Annotated in this window: 10 protein-coding genes; 2 read left to right on the plus strand and 8 right to left on the minus strand. The window is 76.4% G+C overall.

The features are described 5' to 3' along the window. The first annotated feature begins 567 nt into the window (after positions 1-567). Positions 568-2,439 (plus strand): FUSC family protein, encoded by a 1,872-nt coding sequence (locus ABD345_RS12600; RefSeq protein ID WP_344552072.1) that lies wholly within the window; start codon positions 568-570, stop codon positions 2,437-2,439. Between the two features lie 434 nt (positions 2,440-2,873). On the opposite strand, the gene ABD345_RS12605 is transcribed toward ABD345_RS12600, so the two are convergent. The 8 genes from ABD345_RS12605 to ABD345_RS12640 all read right to left on the minus strand — a co-directional run bounded on the left by ABD345_RS12605 (position 2,874) and on the right by ABD345_RS12640 (position 15,132). Next, positions 2,874-3,383 carry a hypothetical protein gene (locus ABD345_RS12605; protein ID WP_344552073.1) on the minus strand — a complete coding sequence of 170 codons (510 nt, stop codon included), beginning with the start codon at positions 3,381-3,383 and terminating at the stop codon, positions 2,874-2,876. Positions 3,384-3,521: 138 nt separating this feature from the next. Beyond that, on the minus strand, positions 3,522-4,181 hold the full coding sequence (locus ABD345_RS12610; protein ID WP_344552074.1) for a sigma-70 family RNA polymerase sigma factor: 660 nt from the start codon (positions 4,179-4,181) through the stop codon (positions 3,522-3,524). 154 nt (positions 4,182-4,335) lie between these two features. Continuing rightward, positions 4,336-5,535: a S8 family serine peptidase gene (locus ABD345_RS12615; RefSeq protein ID WP_344552075.1), complete on the minus strand. Its 1,200-nt coding sequence runs from the start codon at positions 5,533-5,535 to the stop codon at positions 4,336-4,338. Positions 5,536-5,953: 418 nt separating this feature from the next. Further along, on the minus strand, positions 5,954-9,316 hold the full coding sequence (locus ABD345_RS12620) for a right-handed parallel beta-helix repeat-containing protein (protein ID WP_344552076.1): 3,363 nt from the start codon (positions 9,314-9,316) through the stop codon (positions 5,954-5,956). A gap of 55 nt (positions 9,317-9,371) precedes the next feature. After that, positions 9,372-10,718 (minus strand): hypothetical protein, encoded by a 1,347-nt coding sequence (locus ABD345_RS12625; RefSeq protein ID WP_344552077.1) that lies wholly within the window; start codon positions 10,716-10,718, stop codon positions 9,372-9,374. Positions 10,719-10,836: 118 nt separating this feature from the next. Next, positions 10,837-13,974 carry a tetratricopeptide repeat protein gene (locus tag ABD345_RS12630; protein WP_344552078.1) on the minus strand — a complete coding sequence of 1,046 codons (3,138 nt, stop codon included), beginning with the start codon at positions 13,972-13,974 and terminating at the stop codon, positions 10,837-10,839. Positions 13,975-14,035: 61 nt separating this feature from the next. Beyond that, entirely contained in the window at positions 14,036-14,368 is a 333-nt protein-coding gene (locus ABD345_RS12635; RefSeq protein ID WP_344552079.1) for a trypco2 family protein, read from the minus strand. Positions 14,369-14,472: 104 nt separating this feature from the next. Further along, complete coding sequence (locus tag ABD345_RS12640; protein WP_344552080.1) at positions 14,473-15,132, minus strand: TetR/AcrR family transcriptional regulator; 660 nt, start codon at positions 15,130-15,132, stop codon at positions 14,473-14,475. Between the two features lie 85 nt (positions 15,133-15,217). Between ABD345_RS12640 and ABD345_RS12645 the strand changes: the two genes are divergently transcribed. Beyond that, entirely contained in the window at positions 15,218-16,150 is a 933-nt protein-coding gene (locus tag ABD345_RS12645; protein ID WP_344552081.1) for an aldo/keto reductase, read from the plus strand. Positions 16,151-16,180: the final 30 nt, after the last annotated feature.

The following is a 16,180-nucleotide window of genomic DNA, read 5'->3' on the forward strand; positions in this document are numbered from 1 at the left end:
GAACTGCCGGCGCAGCCGCTCGGGATACGGACCGTACTCGCCGATCGGCAGGTACGGCTTGATGAACTCCCACTCCGCATCGGAAAGTTGCACTCGCATCACGGAACACGGTCTACCGGATCAGGCCGCGCCGCGAGGGCAACTTCCCAGAATGATCACAACAGAATACGAGCCCTAGGGGCGGTGTTCAAACCCCCGGCGTCGCCCGGAGGGCGGCCTCGCGGCGTCCGGTGCGGCGAGCGGGCCCCTCCTGCCCGGCGGCGGTCAAGGAGGCGGGTGCCGAGGGGGCTCCTCCCAGCCCTCCTCGGGCCTGGGGGTGGTGTTCGGGAGGGTGGTGAGGCGCCCCAGGCTCCTCGGGGAGCGGGGTGATCCGGCGTCGTGTGCTCGGCGGGGTCGGCCGTGCGGGGAGCGGGCCGGAGCGGGCGGGCCGGGGGGTTACGCACTCCATCCGGGCGAAGCCGGGAGGTCACGGAGTCTCCCCCGGCCAAGCGAAATCCCGACTCCAGGCGGCGCAGGTCGGCGGCGGCGCGGGGCTGCCGGGGCGGGGCTTCGCCTTGCATGTGCGGCATGTCAACTCTTCGACACGGGCGTCACCGCGCGTTCCGGTCCGACTCGCTGCTGCCCTGGGTGCGGCAGACCTGCGCGCCCAAGCGGCGGCCCGCCCTCCCGTCCGCCGCGTGGCGCTCGCTGCTGGCGGTGACCGCGTCGACCGGTCTCGGCCTGCTGGTCGGGCGGCCCGCGGAGGGGGTGATGGTGGCGCTGGGGGCGCTCTCGGCGGTGCTGACCGACGTGGCGGTCGCCTACCGGCACCGGGCGGTCACCATGCTGGTGCCCCAACTGCTGGGCGTGGCGGGGGCGTTCGCGACCCTGACGGCCGAGGGGACGGCGGTCGCGCCGTACCTGCTGCCCGCGCTGGGGGTACTGGCGGGGGTGCTGGCCCGCCTGGGCCCGGAGGGTTCGCTGGGTGCGATGATCCTGCTGATGGACGCCCAGGTGGCGCTGGACCTGCCGCTGCCGGGCCCGCGCTGGCTGCCGCCCGCGCTGATGCTGCTGGGCGGCCTGTCGGTGGTCGCGCCGGCGCTGGCCGGACGGTTGTTCTTCCGCGGCCGGGCCGAGCGGGCGCTGCTGGCGCAGTGCCTGGCGGGCTGCGCGGCGGTGCTGGAGCCGGAGGCGGCGGGCCCGGCCGGGGCGGCGCGGCGCCGTGCCCTGCACGACCTGCTGGAGCGGGCCCGGCACACCGGCGCGATCGGCGGGAGCGCCCTGCTGGCCCGGCACCTGCCGGGGCTGCTGGCCCTCGCCGGGACGGCCTCCTCGTCCGGGGCGCTCGGCCTGGCCGCCGTCCCGGCGCTGGTCGGGCGGCTGCGCGCGGAGGCGGTGCGGGTCGCGGCGGGGCGTCCGGCGCCGGAGCCGGCGTGGCCGCCGGGGCGCGGGCCGCTGGACGAGCGGCTGGCCCGGGCGGCCCGGGCCGCGGTGCTGCCCGGAGCAGGGGCGTTGACGGGGGCGGAGCCGGCCGCGGGGGGTGACTGGCGGGCGGGGCGGCTGCGGGCGGTGGCCCGGGCGGTGCTGGCGGACCCGCAGTCCTGGTGGTGCGGGCTGCGGGTGGGCCTGGCGCTGCTGCTGGCGGGTGCGGCGGCCGCGTACTTCGACCTGCCGCACCCGTACTGGGCGGTGCTGAACGTGACGTTCGTCTGCCGTCCGGACGTCGGGCCGGTCACCGGGCGTGCGCTGGAACGGTTCTGCGGGACGGCGCTCGGGGTGCTGTGCAGCGGGCTGGTGCTGGCCTGCGGCGGGACCGACTGGGTGCTGCTGGCGGTGCTCGCGCTGGCGGCCGGGCTGGTTCCGGCGCTGTCCGGCACCGGCTACCTGTACCAGGCGGCGGCGCTGGCCACGGTGGTGCTGATGGTCACCCAGATCGCGGGCGATCCGGCGCTGCCGCTGCTGCTGCCCAACCTGGCCTGCTGCGCGATCGGCTGCCTGGCCGCGGTGCTGGCCTGCGAGCTGGCCGGCCCCCGCCACCGGCAGCTCGCGGTGGCCCGCCGGCTGGCCGTCGCGGTCGAGCAGGCCACGCTCGCGCTGACCCCGCCGCGCCCCCGTACCGCGCTCGCCCCGTACCTGCAACTCGCGGTCGCCCGGGCCGAGTTCGAGCGTGCCCGGCGGGAGCCGCCGTGGCGGCAGGGGGCCACCGACCGGTGGGCCGCGCTGATCGAGGAGGTGGAGCGGACGGTGGACGGCGCGCTCGCCCTCACCCCCGCCGACCACCACCACGTCGACCGCACCCGCCACCACCTGCACCGCCTCGCCGACCGGCTGCACCGCCTCGACGGCCGTCGCGGCCCGCTTCCCGCCGACCCGGTGCCTGCCCCCCGCTACGGCGCGGAGGGGCCGCGGCGGAAGTTGAAGAGCCTCCGCCACCAGCGGGGCCGCGCGGTGCTGGGGTAGCCGGCCTCGTCGTACGGACCGGCGCCGGGGCGGGGCCCGGACGGGAGGGGTGCGCCGGGGTAGGGCGTTGCGGAGGACTCCGCGATCCGCCTCCGCTCCTCCAGGACCTGGCGCACCCGCCGTTCGGCCTTCCTGAGCCCGAGGACGCTCGCCTCCTCGACGCTGAGGACGGTGAGGGCGCAGCCATGGAAGTGCGACCACGACCCCCCGCAGCCGGGGCAGCTCTCCCGGCTCGGCGGCGTGGCCTGCGTGGGCGGAGGCAGTGGGGCCGGCGGGTCCGGGGGCAGTGGTCGCCCCGGCACCGGCCCGCTCGGGACCGGCTGCCCCGGCACCGGCTGCTGCGGCGGGCTCCACCCCTCGGGCACGTCCTCCCCGGTGTCCCCGGTGTCCCCGGTCCCGTTCACGCGCGCTCCTCCCCGGTACTGGTCATGCGGTCACGGGCGTCGCCCGGCGAGGATCCGCGCCCGGCGGCGCCGACGTCTCCAGGCCGGTACGACGCCCCAGCAGAGTTCGCCGACTCCGGTGCCGAGGGCGATGGAGGCGGCGGCCCACCTCAGCACCCCGGTGCTGCCGTGGTCGGCAGGGGTCGGGCACAGGGCGGTTCCGACGCCGAACCACAGGGCCACGATCCCCGTCGAGTAACAGCGGCGGGTCCAGAGCGTCCAGTGCGCCCACACCGCGTAGTCGCGGCGCTGCTCCTCCTCCAGCTCCGCCGCGTGGGCCCGGAGGTCCTCCTCCGCCCACCAGCCGCTCAGGTCGGCCGGCGAGTAGAGGTGCCGGCGGGCGTGGAACCCGCACTGGACGCACATGACGAACGCCGCGGCGGCGACGGTCAGCGCGACCAGGATCGGCCCGGGCCACCGGAGGCTCTGCTCGGCGGTGAGCACGATGCCGATCGTGCTCACGCTGAAACCGGCCAGCAGGGGCGCCGCCACGTTGCTCACGGATTCGACCGCCGGGCCGTAGCCCAGCGGTGACGGTCGAAGCCACCGGGGTGGCCGCTGCTGCACTCTTCCCCCCGAAACGTCGGAGGCAAGTCTGCTCCTTCCCGCACCGGGCGTCCAGAGGGCGGTCCCCGTTCCTCACGGGCCCGTGCCGTCCGTGCCGCCGGTGCCCGTGCCGCCGGTGCCCGCGTCGGCGTCCGCTCCCCCGGCGGCGTCCGTGCCGCGGGCCTCCAGGATCGGGCGCAGCGCCCGGACGGCGTAGAAGTTGCGCGACTTGACGGTGCCCGCCGGGATGCCGAGGACGGCGGCGGCCTCCGCCACCGAGCGGCCCTTCATGTGCAGTTCGACCAGCACGTCCCGGTGGTGGTCGGGCAGTTCGGCCAGGGCCACCGCCATGTCGCAGGCTTCGAGGAGTTCGTCGTACGGGTCGTGGGCCCCGGCGTGCTCCTCGGCGGACTCGTCGAACACCTCGCGGGCGCGGGCCGACTGCATCCGGAAGTGGTCGATGGCGATCCGGCGCGCCACGGTGAACAGCCAGGGCCGGCTGTGCTCGGGGCCGCGGCGGATCGCCGCCGGGTTCTGCCAGGCCCGCAGCAGGGTCTCCTGGACGATGTCCTCGGCCTTGCCCCGGTCGCCGCTGGTGGCGCGCAGCATCGCCCGCAGCAGGTAGCCGCCGTGCAGGCGGTACAGCTCGGCCAGGGTGTGCTGGTCGAGGGTGGCGCGCTCCGGCGGGGCAGTGCCGTCCGGTGCGGCGGTGACGTCGGTGTTCCCGGTTCGCGGGATGGTGTCGATGGACACGGCGGTTGAGCCCTTCACAACAAGTCGTCGGTATTGGGCAAGCCGCCCCCGCTTGGCCCACCACCAGTTGCCGGCCATGCTTCCGGCCGCCGCCAACGCGGCACCAACGTCCCGCCAACGTCCGTACGGCGCCCGGCTTTCGGACGGGCGGTGCTCAGGCGGACGGCTCCCCGGCGGCCGCGCGGCGGCGTCCGGCGCGGACCGCGGCGGCGGCGAGGGCGACCACGGCCGTCAGGAGGGCGCTCGCCGCGGCCAGCGCGGTGGCCCGGGTGACGGCGGTGCGGTCGGGCGCGGGCGGGACGGTGACCGGGTCGGCGGCGGCCGGGACGGCGGCGTCCTTCTGGCGGGCGGCGACGGCGGCCGCCGGGTCCACGGTGCCCCAGCCGACGGCCGGGTCCGGCAGCGCGGTGCCCGGGCGGTAGGCGGTGGCCTCCAGCCGGGCGGCGAGCTGGGCGGCCGTCAGGTCCGGTTCGCGGGAGAGCACCAGGGCGGCGGTGCCGCCGACCAGCGCGGCCGCGCCGCTGGGGCCGGAGGAGCTGACCTGCCCGCCGCCGGGTCCGGCCGCCCGCAGCCCCTCGCCGGGGGCGGCCAGGTCGACCCGGGCGGTGCTGCCGCCGCCGCTGCTCGCGCTGCCGGTCGTCGGGCCGGCCGCGGTGCCGCCCGGGCCGACCGCGGCCACCGCGAGGACCCCCGGGTAGCCCGCCGGGTAGACCGGGTCGGCGCCCTGCTGGTCGTCGGGGGCCGCCGGGGCGACCAGCAGGACGTTCTTGGCGGCGGCGTACCCGACGGCGTCGGTGAGCGCCTGGTCGGGCGCCGGGACGGGCACCCCGACGACCGCGATCCGGGCCCCGCCGTCCGCCGCCGCCCGGATGCCCCGGGCCAGCAGGTCGGCGGTGGTGGTCCCGGCGTCGTCGGTCACCGCGACGGCCAGCACGGTGGCCTCCGGGGCGACGCCGACCGGCCCGGGACCGCTGCCGGGGCGGGCGGCGACCAGCGCGGCCAGGAAGGTGCCGTGCCCCACGCAGTCCCGCCCGGCGCCGCCCGGCCCGTACAGCCGGGGCCCGAGCCGCAACCGCCCGGCCAGCACCCCGCCGTCCCCGCCCAGCCCCGCGTCCACCCCCGACCCGAGCACGGCCACCGTCACCCCGGCCCCGCGCCCGTACGGCCAGGCCGCCTCCGGCCGCAGGTACGCCCGCTCCCAGGGGGTCCGGTCGGCGGTCCTGCCGGACGGCCGGCGGCAGCCGTCCTGCTGGACCCCGGGAAGGGTCTGCGTGACGACCGGCAGGTCGGCGGCGGCCGGTGACGCGCCGTCGGCCACCACCGCCCCGGCCACGCCGGACGGGCCCAGCAGCACGAGCGCACCGGCGGCACCAATCGCGCGGACGGCGCGGGCAGCACGGACAGCGCGGGCGGCGCGCCGGGCCCGGGCGGGCCGGGAGGGGTTCACCCGGTGCTCCCCGGACGGATCGGCAGACCGGCGGCCACGGCCGGGAGGACGCCCGTCCGTCCGACCGGACGGCACCGGCGCCGGGCCGCCCCGAACGGCGTGACCGCACCGGCCGCACCGACGAACGGCGTGACCGCACCGGCCGCACCGACCGGCCCGCACCGGTGAACGGCCAGCCGGGCCGGGCGAGTGCGTCCCCGGGCACCGGCTGCGGACGGGACCGCCGCCCCGGCGCCGCCCCGGGCGGGCACCGGCGCGGCAACGGCTCGGACGGGCACCGGCGCGGCAGCGGCTCGGGCGGGCCCGGTCGCCCGTGGGGCGGCGTTCATCCGGCGGCGCCGGGGGTCGGGCGGTGCGGGGCGAGGTCCTCGGGGAGCAGCAGGCTGAGTTCGGAGAGGTCGGTGACGTCGAGGCGGCCGAGGCGGCGGGCCTGGCGGGTGATCATCGTTTCGAGGGTCTGGCGGGCGAAGCGGCCGTTGCCGAAGGTGCGGTCGCGGGGGACGGCGGCGAAGTGCCGGGCCAGGGCGTCCAGGGTGTGCGGGGCGCAGGTGTAGCCGGCGGTTTCGGCGTGGTGGCCGACGATGGTGACGAGTTCCTCGTCGGTGTAGTGGCCGAACTCGATCTGCCGGGTGAAGCGGGAGGCGAGGCCGGGGTTGGAGGCGAGGAAGTGCCGCATCTCGTCCTCGTAGCCGGCGGCGATCACCACGACCTCGTCGCGGTGGTCCTCCATGAGTTTCATCAGGGTGTCGACGGCTTCCTGGCCGAAGTCGGCGCCGCTGCCGTGCCGGGGGGTCAGGGTGTACGCCTCGTCGACGAACAGGACGCCGCCGCGGGCCCGGTCGAAGGCTTCCTTGGTGAGTTGGGCGGTGTGGCCGATGTAGCGGCCGACCAGGTCGGCGCGGGCGGTCTCGACGAGTTGGCCGCCGGGGAGGACGCCGAGTTCGGCGAGGAGCCTGCCGTAGAGCCGGGCGACGGTGGTCTTGCCGGTGCCGGGCGGGCCGGCGAAGACCAGGTGGTGGCTGATCCGGGCGGTGGGCAGGCCGGCCTGTTCGCGGCGGCGGGTCTGCCGGAGCAGGTCGACCAGGTCCTCGACCTGTTCCTTGGCGGCGGGCAGGCCGACCATGGCGCGCAGTTCGGCGAGGAGCGCGGTGCCGTCGCCGCGGGTCGCGGCCGGGCCGTCGACGGGGGCGACGTCCTCGGCGAGCAGCCGGGCGAGGTCCTGGTCGGAGACCTCGGCGCCGGTGGCGAGCCGGGTGGCCTGCCGGTCGACCATCTCCTCGAAGACCTTGCGGGCGGCCCGGCCGTTGCCGAAGTCCTCGCCCCTGGGCAGTCGTTCGAACAGGGTGCGGAGGGCTTCGGCGGTGCCTTCGGCGAGTTCGTAGCCGTGTCCGGCGGCGGTGCGGCCGACGATGGTGACGAGTTCGTCGACCGAGTAGTTGGCGAACTCGACGGTGCGGCTGAACCGGGAGGCCAGGCCGGGGTTGACGGCGAGGAAGTCGGTCATCTCGGCGGAGTAGCCGGCCACGATGACCACGACGTCCGCGCGGTGGTCCTCCATCAGTTTGACCAGGGTGTCGACGGCCTCCCGGCCGAAGTCGGGGCCGCTGCCGCCCCCGCCGGTGGAGAGGGTGTACGCCTCGTCGACGAACAGCACGCCGCCGAGCGCGGAGCGGAACACCTCGGTGGTCTTGAGCGCGGTGCCGCCGATCACCGAGGCGACCAGGTCGGCCCGGGTGACCTCGACCAGGTGTCCTTCGCGCAGCACGCCGAGTTCGGCCAGGATGCTGCCGTAGAGCCGGGCGACGGTGGTCTTGCCGGTGCCGGGCGGGCCCGCGAAGACCAGGTGGCGGCTCATCGGGAGGGCGGGGAGCCCGGCCAGTTCGCGGCGCCGGGCCAGCTTGTTGAGGTTGACCAGGGTGGCGACCTGCTCCTTGACCCCGGCCAGGCCGACCAGCGACTCCAGCACCTCCAGCGGCCCGGCCGGGGCGGCGGGGACGGCCTGGACGGCGGGCTGCCCCTCCGCGGGGGCGGGGGCGGCGGACGGGCCCGCGGTGGACGGGCTCGCGGTGGACGGGCTCGCGGTGGCGGTGCCGTGCGCGTCGGGCAGGCCGTTCTCCGCGCTGACCAGTCCCTCCAGCGCGAGCCGTTCGCTGGGCACGGTCTGCCGCAGGCCGGAGCCCCGGTTGCGGGACAGCGTGCAGTCGGTGAGCCGGACCGGGCCGTCGGAGTCGGTGCGCAGGCCGTCGCCGGCGTTCTCCTCGGCGGTGAGCCGGACCAGGACGGCCCGCGCCCCGCCGCCCAGCCGCACGCCGTGCCGGCGGTTGCCGGTGCAGCGCAGCCGGGTGCCGTTCAGTTCGGCGCCGTCCTCGGCGGTGACGCCGTCCTCGGCGGAGCCGGTCACCTCGCAGTCCCGCAGCGTCGCGGTGCCGACCCGGCCGACCAGCACGCCGGAGCCGCCGGAACCGCGCACCGTGCTGTCGCCGATCCGGGTGTCCGCGCCGTCGGCGATCCGGATCCCGGCCCGGCCCGCGTCCAGCACCTCGGCCTTCTCCAGCTGGCCGCGCCCGTCGCGCAGCGCGGCCACCCCGTCCGCTCCGGCCCGGTGGACGGCCGCGCGGCGCAGCCGGGGGTTGGCGCCGTCGGTGATCAGCACGCCGGTGCCGGTGACGTCGCGGACCTCCAGCCGGTCCAGGTCGGCGGCGCTGCCGCCGGTCAGTTCGACGCCGTCGGCGCCGCACTCGCGCACCACGGTGCGGTGCAGCACCGGCCCGGCGGAGTCGCCGACCCAGATGCCGGTGCCGTGGGCGCCGGCCACCTCGCAGTCCTCGAAGGTGCCGCGCGAGCGGCCGGTCACGTGGATGCCGTGGCCCGCCGTGCGCACCGCCCGGCAGCCGCGCAGGTGCGGGTCGGTGCCGCCGGCCAGCGCGAAGCCGTGCCCGGAGGTGCCGGTGACGGTGCACTCCTCCAGCCGCACCTGCTCGGCGGAGCTGATGTACACGCCGATGGTGGCGTCCCGGACGGTGGTGCGCAGCAGGCGGGTGCTGCTGCGCTCCTCCAGGGCGACGCCGGGCTTCTCGGTCACCGAGATGTCGCAGTCCTCGAAGGTGCCGCGGGCCCGGCCGTTGGCGCACACCCCGTTGCCGCGGGCGTCGCGCAGCACGCAGTTGCGCACCAGCGGGTCGGCGTCGTCGCCGATCACCACCGCCGAGCTGCCCAGGTGCTCGATCACGCAGTCCTCGACCACGCTGCCGCCGGTGGAGGTCTCCACGATGCCCGCGCCGGCCGGGTTGGTGATCCGGCAGCCGCGCATCGCCAGCGAGCCCTCGCCGCGGGTCAGCAGCGCCGTCCACGAGCTGCCGACCACCTCGCAGTCCTGCATCGCGGCCTGCCCGCGCGGCACGTCGACGGCGGGCAGTTCCTCGTCCTGCCCCTGCACGACCAGCCCGGTCAGCTGCACCGCCTCCGCCGTCACCTGCACCACGCAGCCGCGCCGGGCGGTGATCCGGACGCTGCCGCGGGCCTCGGCGGCGGTGATGGTGACCAGTTTGCCGATCACCAGGTTCTCCTCGTACCGGCCGGGCCGCACCGAGATCACCGCCCCGCTGCGGGCGGCCGCCAGCGCCTCGCCGATGGTGCGGTACCGGCCGTCCCGCTGCTCCGGACACACCGTCAGCACGTGGCGCGACATGGCTGGCCTTCCTCTCCCCGCTGGACTTCCGAATGGGCTCGTGCGAACGGCGGGCTTATGCCGCCGTGCAGTCGACGCGCACGGCGGAGGCCGCGTGGTGGGCCCCGTTCAGGCTGGAACTGCCGTAGTCGACGCCCCGGTTGTGCAGCATCACGGCGAGCTTCCCGGCGGTGACCGGGAAGCTGCCGGCGTTCACCCACTTGCCGCGGTTGGCGGTCTGGTCGATGGTGAAGGCGCCGATGGTGCCCTCGCCGGTGGTGAAGTAGCGCTGCACGGTGTAGTACGTCGGCTTGCCGCCCACGGCCTTCGGGTCGCTGTTGTTCGGGACGAACACCGAGAGCTTGCACGTCCCGGCGGTGACCGGGGCGGTGCTGAACGCCCACAGCACCGAGCCGCCGCCGTTGTCCTTGCCGGCGTCGCCGGACATCGGCAGCGAGGTGTACGTACCGCTGCAGCCCGCGCCCGTGTAGCCGCCGGTGGAGCTGGTCGTCCAGCCCTTGCTGCCCTCCGTCCAGCGGCCGTTCTGGTCGATGCCGAGGGTGCAGCCCAGGCCCGCGACGGCACTGAAGGCGACCGGGGCGGGCGCCTGCGGCTGGGCCGGGGGCGGGGACTGGGGGTTCGCCGGGGGGTTGGCCGGGGAGTTGGCCGGTACCGGGACGACGGGGGCGACCCCACCGCCACCGCTCGTGCCGCCGCTCGTGCCGCCGCTCGTGCTACTGCCGGTGGAACCGCCGGTGCCGCCCTGCTTGGTGAACGGGCTGCTGCTGCCGCTGCCGCTCGGCGCACCCGGGGCGCCGGCGGACGGACTCGCGGACGGCGCGCCGGAGTCACCCGGCGACGGCGGGGCCACGTCCACCGGCACCGCGACGGCGGTCGGGTCGTCCGGCCCCGGGGTCGGCGCCGGCTCGCCCAACTCGGGCCCGGCCGCCGGGGACTGACCCGCCCGGGCCCCGTCCCCCGCCCCCCGGCCGCCGTCGCCGCCACCCGAGAGCGCGAACGGCAGCCCCAGCAGCAGCGCCCCCGCCACCACCGCGGCGATCACCACCGGCTTGCGGCCCCGCCGCGACGGCTGCTCTTCCGGCTGCGCCTCGGCCTCCGGCGCCGGGAACGGGAAGCCCCCGGGCTCGGTCCGCTCGCTCTCGGCGGACGCGACGGGCTCGGCGGACGCGACGGGCTCGGCGGAGGGAACGGGCTCGGCCGGCTCGGTGCGGCCGTACTCCGGGACGGCCGGAGCCGGGGCGGCGGGACGCCTGCGGTTCGGGTCGGGCAGCACCCGGCCGTACGTGGGCACGGCGACCTGCTCGGGCTCCGGCTCCGGCTCCTCGATCTCCCAGGCCACCGACGGCAGTTGGAGGCCCCCGCCCGCACCCTGCGCGTCGTTCCCGCCCGTGTTCGTCCCCACCAGAAGCTCCTCGACTGCCTCGCGGTCCGTCCTGCGGGAGCGCCGGCCCACCGGCCCGCGAGCTCCCTCTCCGTAGGTACGGCCCGGCCCGCCCCGACGGTTCACCCACACGCGGGGGTCAGGTCAGGGGCTGCTCGCCGCCGTCGATCTGCTCCCGGAGCCAGGACTGCAGCCGCAGGCAGGTTTCGAGGCCGGAACGGTGGACATCGGGGCGGGCGGCGACCAGTTCTCGAAAGACCTGGACGGCCTCCTCTACGACGTCCAGAGCCTCTCCGTGGCGTCCGAGGGCGCCGAGCCGGTTAGCGAGGTTACCCAGGCTCTTGGCGAGGTTGGGTTGGTACGCGTCGGGGCGGGCAGCAGCCAACTCCCGCAAGATCCGGACACCCTCCGCCCCAATGATCAGAGCCTCTCCGTGGCGTCCGAGGGCGCCGAGCCGGTTAGCGAGGTTACCCAGGCTCTTGGCGAGGTTGGGTTGGTACGCGTCGGGGCGGGCAGCAGCCAACTCCCGCAAGATCCGGACACCCTCCACCGCAATGATCCGAGCCTCTTCGTGCCGCTCGAAGGCCGCGAGCCGGTTGGCGAAGTTGGTGAGGCTTATCGCGAGGTTGGGTCGGTACGCGTCGGGGCGGGCAGCGGCCAACTCCCAACAGATCCGGACAGCCTCCCCCGCAATGATCATAGCCTCTTCGTGCCGCTCGAAGGCCGCGAGCCGGTTGGCGAAGTTGTTGAGGCTCATGGCGAAGTCGGGGCGGTACTTGTCGGGGTTGCTGTCAGCCAGGTTCTGGTAGGCCAGAACGGCCTCCCTGTCGTTGGCCAATGCCTCTTCGTGCTGTCCGAGGGCTCCGCGCTGGACGGCGAGGTTGTTGAGACTCATGGCGAGATCGGAGAGGTGGGCATCGGACAGGTCCCGGTAGACCAGAACAGCTTCCTCGACGGCAGCCAGGGCCTCCTCCGGCCTCCCCAGGTTCCCGAGCTGGACGGCGAGAGTGTTGAGGGCCGTTCCGAGGTGGGGAAGGTATGGGTCGGGACGGGCAGCGGCCAGGTCCCGATGGACCAGAACGGCTTCCTCAGCAGCAGCCAAGGCCTCCTCAGGCTTCCCCAACCGACTGAGCCGGACGGCGAGATCGTTGAGACTGCCGGCGAATCGGCTCTGCTGGCCGGGGTCCTGCCGGGCTTGCAGGCGGTAGGCCCCGACGAGTCGATCGAGGAGGCGGGCGACCCAGGGGTCGAGCACGTGGCTGCTGTCGGGTAGCTCAGCGGTGAGCGCTTCCAGCAGGGGAACCGGCGTCGCGGGGTCGTCGACGATGAACTGGAGCGCGTCCAGCAGTGGGCCGGGGCGTTCGGCCTGGGTGGCGGCGTCGATGGCCGCGGGTGCGAGGGTGGCCGGGTGGGTGGCGATCAGGGTGGTCAGGTGGGGGGCGAGGTGGTGGAGGCCGGGGTGGGCGGCGGCGAGGGCGGTGAGGGTGCGGAGGTGGTCGGCCTGGGGGCGGGTGATGGCGGGGGCGAGGTGGTGGGCGAGTTCGGGGTGCCGGGTGAGGTGGCGGCCGATGAAGCGTTCGGCGAGGCGGTCGGGTTGGAGGAGTCCCCAGCGCTGGTCGTTGCCGGGGGGCGGGTAGAGGGAGGTGATCCAGTCGCTGACCAGGGTGCGGCGGTCGCGGGTCTGGTCGGCGAGGGCGGGGACCCGGTGCAGGACGGTGTCGCCTTCGGCCCGGTCGCGGGCGCCGAGCAGGAAGGCCGCGGTGAGGGCGTCCTCAAGGGTGGCTTCGCTGAGCGCGGGCAGCAGGCCGCGGGTCTCGGCGGCAGCGGTCCAGTAGCGGCGTTCGTGGTGCAGGAGCCGGTCCTCGACCTTGGCGGCGCCGGGGGCGGTGTCCCCGGCCGTGGTGCCGGTGGCGGCGTCGAGGAGGTCGGCGAGGGCGGTCATGTGCAGGGTCAGTGCGGTGCCGAGGGCGGTGGCGTCGACCTCCCGGTCGCGGAGGCGGGCGGCGAGGGCGGGCCAGTCGTGGTGCTGCCAGTCGTCGACGTCGGGCAGGTGGCGGGCGTACCCGTCGAGGGCTTCCCGGTACGCCTGGGTGCGGGAGCGGCCGGGTTCCGGTTCGAGGGGGCCGAGCGGGGTGGTGGGCGCGCCGTCGAGGAGGTCGGCGGCGCGGGAGGTGGCGGACTGCAGGTTGTCCCACCAGTCGCCGGCGGTGCGGGCGAGCAGCAGGAGCTTGAACGGGTGGGGGCCGCGGTGGCGGTGGGCCGCGTCGAGCAGGGCGAGGAGTTGGGGGGCGCGGGTCTCGGCGTAGTCGACGACGACGAGCAGCGGGCGGGTGGTGTCGGCGAGGACGGCGAGTTCTCCGGGTGGGGCGCCGGCGTCGAGCCAGAGCACCTGGGTCCGTTCGGCGGCGGTGTCGGCGAGGTGCTGGGCGAGGCGGGTCTTGCCCTGGCCGCCGGGGCCGTGCAGCAGGTGGGCGCCGAAGCCGGGGCGCCCGGTCCAGTCGAGGAGGGGGGCGAGGAGGTCTTCCCGGCCGCGGAAGGGGACGGTCTGGCGGCGGGCGTGCAGCAGGACGGCGGGTGAGCGGAAGGGGGCGGTGCGGTCGGCGGGGTCGTCGAGGTGCTGCCACTCGACGGCTTCCAGCACGGTGCCGGCTCCGGCGCCGTGTGCGGCGAGTGCGGCGCGGAAGCCGGGGTCGCGCAGCAGGACGTAGGCGGGTACCGCCTCCAGCACGGCGTGGGCGCGCCGGGCGGGGTCGGCGGCGATGACGCCGGTGAGCAGGTCGCCGCAGAACAGCGCGGCGCCGGAGAGGCCGCCCCACGGGGACCTGCCGGGCGCGGCGGGTTCCGGCGGGTGGCCGTCGAGGTTCATCGCGTACCGGTTGCCGATGTCCCGGTCGCCGGGGTTCAGGGTGCCGGAGGGGTGCAGTCCGTCGGTGGGCCGGCCGGGGTGCTGGACGAGGTCGGGGGCGCCCCAGGTCTCGCAGGGCGTGCCGGGCCGGGTGGTGGCCAACCGGCCCCAGCGCAGCGGGGTTCCGCTCGCCGGGGGCGTCCAGGCCGGGTCCTCGACCAGGAGCAGCGCGGCGTCGTCGCGTCCTCCGGGCGTGCCCCGCCACAGCACCCGGGCCGGGTGTTCGGCGGCCCGGCCGGGGCGGAACACCGGTACGCGGCCGCCGGGGGCGGGGGCGGCGTGGGCGGAGGTGAGCACCAGGCGGGCCGCGATCGCGTACCCGGAGCCGGGGCCGTCCGGCCCCTCCACCACCACGACCCGGTCGCGCTCCACCCGCCGCCCCTCCCCCGCCCGCTGCTGCCGCTGCCGCAGCCGCAGCCGCCCGTACGGTCCGTCAGTTCTCGATGTACTCGCTGAGGTCGCCGGGGCCGTCGGCGCGGGCGGGGTCGCCGTGCACCAGCACGTCGGTGCCGTCCGCGTTCTGCGGGGTGAGGGTGACCTTGACCTTGTGGGTCTGCCCGCGGGCGACGCCGCCCTCGGCTCCGGCGGTCACCACCCAGGCCTTGAACCCGGTCTTCGCCTTCGCCTCCAGCCGCAGTTCCACGGTGAATTCGAGCTCCACCGGTCCGACCTTGAACTGCAGGTGCTGGCCGGTCCCGCGCGCGGCGGCCGCCAGCAGTTCGTCCCGGACCGTCGCCACCGCGTCCGCCAGCTCGATCTCGCCCATCACGGGCCCCCCACTCTCCGGCCGGGGCGGGTGGTCCGCGCCCGGCGCTGCCGATGAGGTGACCCACCGTAGGGACAGCACGGCGTCGGCCACAACACCTCAGGTCAGCGGGCGCCGGGGCGCAGGGCGGCGGCGACCAGGTCGAGGAGCGGGCCGGTCAGCTCGGGGTCGTTGCCGGCCCGGGTGGAGAGGAAGACGCCGAGGAGCATCATCGTGACCTGTTCGGCGGGCACGTCGTCGCGCAGCGTCCCGGCCTTCGCTCCGGCGTCGAGGATCAGGGCGATGGTCGCGGTGATCCGTTCCCGGGTGGCGGGGGTGGCGATGGTGCCGGAGGCCCAGCCGGCCCGGAGGGTCTCGGAGATGCCGCGCTTGGCGGCGAAGAACGCGGCGTAGCCGTCCATCCAGGCGCGCAGGGCGGCTTCGGGCGGGAGTTGAGCGAGCAGGACGGGGGCGCTGTTGACGACGGCGTCGAGTTCGGTGGCGTAGATGGCCTCCACGAGGGCTTCGCGGGTGGGGAAGTGCCGGTAGAGGGTGCCGATGCCGACTCCGGCCTCGCGGGCGACGGCGTCGAGGGTGGCCTGGCCGTCGGTCGCGGCGAAGGCGTCCCGGGCGACGGCGAGCAGCCGTTCCCGGTTGCGCCGGGCGTCGGCCCGGGGCGGTCGGCCGCCGGGAGCGGCGGAGGCGGGGGAAGCGGAGGCGGGCGAGGGCGAGTCGGACGAGGGCGAGTCGGGCGAGGGGGCGGCGTGGGGGTCGGGAGAAGGCAAAACGGAGTCCCTCCGGTTAGTGCTACGGTGGCGATTAACGGAGTCCCTCCGTTTACCTCCATCGTCTCACGGGAGCGAGATCGCCATGCCCTCCACGATCGGGTCCCCGCAGTTCACCGCCACCGGTGCGGAGCGGGCCGGCGGCGCCGGTGCGCTCGCGGGCCGCACCGTCTCCCGGGTCGGCTTCGGTGCCATGCAGCTGCCCCGCCTGGACCGCGCCGCCGCCGTCACCCTGCTGCGCACCGTCGCCGAGCTGGGCGTCGACCACGTCGACACCGCCCAGTTCTACGGCGCGGGCTTCGTCAACGAGGTGATCGGCACCGCGTTCGCCGCCGGGGACGACGTCCTGGTGGCCAGCAAGGTCGGCGCCGAGCCCGCCACCGGCCCGCTCCCGCTGCGGCTGGCCCAGCGGCCCGAGCAGTTGCGCGCCGCCGTCGAGGACAACCTGCGCAGCCTCGGCTGGGAGCGGATCCCGCTGGTCAACCTGCGCCGGGCGAGCCACGGCCCGGGCCTGCGCGCCGAGGGCGACCAGCTGGTCGACCTGGACGACCAGCTCGCCGTGCTGGTCGAGCTGCGGGACGCGGGCAAGATCGGCTCGCTGGGCCTGAGCAGCGTCGGTGCCGACGAGCTGCGCCGGGCCCTCCCGGCGGGCGTCGCCTGCGTGCAGAACGCGTACAGCCTGGTGTTCCGCGAGGACGAGGACCTCCTGCGGCTCTGCCTCGCCGAGGACGTCGCCTGGGTGCCGTACTTCCCGCTCGGCGGCGCGTACCCGGGCATCCCGAAGGTCGCCGAGGAGCCCGCCGTGCTGGCCGCGGCCCGGGCGCTCGGCGTCTCCCCCGCGCAGGTCGGCCTGGCCTGGCTGCTGCACCACGCCCCGAACACGCTGCTGATCCCCGGCACCGCCGACCCGGAGCACCTGCGGGCCAACGTCGCGGCGGGCGCGGTCGCCCTCGACCCGCAGACGCTGGCCGCGCTGGACGCCGTCCCCTCCCGCTCCGGGGACATCCAGCACGGCTGACGGGGCGCCGGCCCGGGCCGGTGGCCGTCG

The organism is Kitasatospora saccharophila (genome assembly GCF_039529925.1).
Taxonomy (GTDB): Bacteria; Actinomycetota; Actinomycetes; order Streptomycetales; family Streptomycetaceae; genus Kitasatospora; species Kitasatospora saccharophila.